Source organism: Kitasatospora sp. NPDC058965, assembly GCF_042741245.1.
In the GTDB taxonomy this organism is placed as follows: domain Bacteria; phylum Actinomycetota; class Actinomycetes; order Streptomycetales; family Streptomycetaceae; genus Kitasatospora.
Genome location: NZ_JBHYKG010000526.1, coordinates 1 through 3076, shown reverse-complemented (window position 1 = coordinate 3076; position 3076 = coordinate 1). Strand labels below are relative to the sequence as shown.

Below are 3076 nucleotides of genomic sequence, written 5' to 3'. Positions count from 1 at the left end.
TGCGGGTGCTGCTGGAGGCCACCGGCGGGCCGGGCCGCCCGGGTGCGCCAGGGCAGCTCCACGGTCACCGAGGTCGGCCCGCCCTCGGGGCTGTCCACCAGGAAGACCCCGTCCACCGCCCGCACCCGCTCGGCCAGGCCGGCCAGCCCGCCGCCCGGGGCCAGGGTCCCGTCCGGCAGTGCCGCCCCGCCCCGCCCGTCGTCGCCGACCTGCAGCAGCAGCCGGTCGCCGGAGCGCCAGGCCTCCACCGAGGCGGTGCGGGCGCCGGCGTGCTTGGAGGTGTTGGTGAGCAGCTCGCTGACGGTGAAGTAGGCGATCCCCTCCACCGCGGAGTCCGGGCGCTCGGCGGCGCCGTCCGGGCCGGTCAGGTCCACCCGCACGGTCACCCCGCCGGGCACCGTGCAGCGGGCCGCCACGGCGGACAGGGCGGCGTCCAGGCCGCGGTCGGTGAGCACCGCGGGGTGGATGCCGCGGGCCAGGTCGCGCAGCTCCTGCAGGGCCAGCTTCACCTCGCCGTGCGCCGCGTCCACCATCCTGGCCGCCGACTGCTGCTGCGGCGTCAGCTCGGTGTCCAGCAGCTTCTCCTTGGCCAGGCCGAGGTCCATGGCCAGCGCCACCAGCCGGGCCTGCGCGCCGTCGTGCAGGTCGCGCTCGATCCGGCGCAGGTCGGCCGCGGCGGTGTCGACCACGGCGCCGCGGTCCTCCTCCAGCTCGCGCACCCGGGCGGTCAGCGCGCTGGGGCACAGCAGCAGCTCGACCAGCATCCGGTGGGCGACCGCGAGGTAGCGGACCACGAACGGCAGCACCGGCCACCCGATGACCACGAAGACCACGGTGACCGTGAAGCTGAGGATCCCCCAGGGCAGCATCAGCACGCAGTACAGCGCCGAGCGCCAGCTCAGCCCGTCGGTCAGCGCGGCGATCACCCGGCCCGCGGTGCCCGGCCGGGTCGCCACCAGGGCCTCCGGCTCCTCGATCCGGGCGCCCAGGCTGACCCGGGCCCGGTGCCGGGCGGTCGCGCCGAGCCCCCGGCAGCCGCGCAGGCCCAGCGCCAGCAGCGGCAGGCCGACCACCGTGACGCTCAGCGCGGTGCCGACCAGGAGCGTCACCACGGTGAACACGAACGTGGCGATGCCGAACGGCAGGTCCGCCAGGTGGTGGCGGACCTCGCGCCACATCTGCGCGCCGTACAGCGGCCGGGCTTTCATCGGCTGTCTCCCCCTCGTCGGCAGGGCCCGGGTGCGGGCGGTACCCAGCTTGGCGGGTGCGGGGGCCCGCGCGCACTACGGGTGGGCCCAGTCCGAAAGGGGGGTTAACCCCACCCCGGTCTGTCCATAACCTGTCTTGCGGGTCGGGCGGGGTTCCAGAGCGGAACTGCGGTGGTCTTAGACTCACGCCATAAAACAGGTCATGGATGTGTAAACCCGCTGGAGGCGAACGCATGGAGGGGCCCCGGGCCGCCACCCTCGCGGCCGACCCCGCCCTGGGGAGCGGCTACTTCGACGCCTACGCGGCGGTCGGGCTGCTCGCGGTGGTGGGCGTGCTCTTCGTGGCGGTGTCCTTCACCGCCAACCGGCTGCTGCGACCGGTCATCTGGTCGCCGGAGAAGCTGCTCACCTACGAGTGCGGCGTCGACCCGGTCGGCGAGGGCTGGGCGCACACCCAGATCCGCTACTACATCTATGCCTTCCTGTACGTGATCTTCGCGGTCGACGCGATCTACCTCTTCCCGTGGGCGACGGTGTTCGCCGCGGCGGGGTTCGGGGCGGCGACGCTGGTGGAGATGTTCGTCTTCCTCGGCTTCCTCGCGGTCGGGTTGCTCTACGCCTGGAAGAAGGGGGTCCTGGAATGGACGTGACCCACGCGCACGGCGGGGGCGGTCCGGTCCCGCTCGGCCTGCCCGACCCGGCCCGGCCCGGGGCGCCGGTGCGGCCCGCGCTCGGCCCGCTGGCCCGGCTGGCGCCGGACCCGGTCAAGGTGGTGCTCAACTGGGGGCGCCGCTACAGCCTCTGGTGCTTCAACTTCGGCCTGGCCTGCTGCGCGATCGAGTTCATCGCCGCCTCGATGGCCAAGCACGACTTCATCCGGATGGGAGTCATCCCGTTCGCCCCCGGTCCGCGGCAGGCCGACCTGATGATCGTCTCGGGCACCGTGACGGACAAGATGGCCCCCGCGGTCAAGCGGCTCTACGAGCAGATGCCCGAGCCCAAGTACGTGATCTCGTTCGGCGCCTGCTCCAACTCCGGCGGCCCGTACTGGGACTCCTACTCGGTGACCAAGGGCGTGGACCAGATCATCCCGGTCGACGTCTACGTGCCCGGCTGCCCGCCGCGGCCGGAGGCGCTGCTGCAGGGCATCCTCAAGCTGCAGGAGAAGATCGCCGCCGAGTCGCTGCCCGAGCGCTACGCCGGTCCGTCCGCCGCGGCGCTGCGCCGCCCGCTGCTGCCCGGCCCCGGGGGTGCCCAGTGACCGCCGAGCTCACCGCCGAGGCGGCCGCCGCCGCGATCGGTCCCTGGGCCACCGCCGGCGAGGCCTACCGGCTGATCACGGTGGACGTGCCGGCCGAGCACTGGATCGAGGCGCTCACGGCGGCCCGGGACGGTCTGGGCCTGGGCTTCTTCGACTGGCTCAGCGCGGTGGACGAGCTGGCCGAGGGGTTCGCGGTCTGCGTCCACCTGGCCGCCGTCGGCCGGGCCGGCACCACCCCGCACCTGCTGCTGCGCACCCGGGTGCCGCGCCAGGGCGCTGCACTGCCCACGGCCGCCGCGGTGTACGCCGGCGCCGGGTGGCACGAGCGGGAGACCGCCGAGATGTTCGGCATCGACTTCACGGGGCACCCGCACCTGGTCCCGCTGCTGCTGCCGGAGGGCTTCGAGGGCCACCCGCTGCGCAAGGAGTTCGTGCTGGCCGCCCGGGTGGCCAAGGCCTGGCCGGGCGCCAAGGAACCGGGCGAGAGCGACCACGGCGAGGGCGGCCCGGCCCGGCGCAAGATGCAGCCGGCCGGTGTGCCGGACCCGAACGAGTGGGGTCCGCTCAAGGGCACCCTGCCGCCGGTGGCCGAGCGCCCGGCCCGGGC

General features: G+C 74.4%; 4 protein-coding genes. 3 read left to right on the top strand and 1 reads right to left on the bottom strand.

Annotated features, from left to right (window positions below; genetic code table 11):
* Nucleotides 1–1208: sensor histidine kinase (locus ACFW1A_RS39675; RefSeq protein ID WP_380418441.1), on the bottom strand; the 1208-nt coding region annotated here is incomplete at its 3' end.
* A gap of 233 nt (nucleotides 1209–1441) precedes the next feature.
* On the opposite strand from ACFW1A_RS39675, the gene ACFW1A_RS39670 reads away from it, so the two are divergent.
* The 3 genes from ACFW1A_RS39670 to ACFW1A_RS39660 form a co-directional block, all read left to right on the top strand.
* A complete protein-coding gene (locus ACFW1A_RS39670; protein ID WP_380418439.1) occupies nucleotides 1442–1858 on the top strand; it encodes an NADH-quinone oxidoreductase subunit A in 417 nt (138 codons plus the stop codon).
* Nucleotides 1849–2469, top strand: a complete 621-nt coding sequence (locus ACFW1A_RS39665; RefSeq protein ID WP_380418437.1) for an NADH-quinone oxidoreductase subunit B — start codon at nucleotides 1849–1851, stop codon at nucleotides 2467–2469. Before ACFW1A_RS39670 ends, ACFW1A_RS39665 begins: the two co-directional genes overlap by 10 nt.
* On the top strand, nucleotides 2466–3076 hold a 611-nt coding region (locus tag ACFW1A_RS39660; RefSeq protein WP_380418434.1), incomplete at its 3' end, for an NADH-quinone oxidoreductase subunit C. The genes ACFW1A_RS39665 and ACFW1A_RS39660, both read left to right, overlap by 4 nt.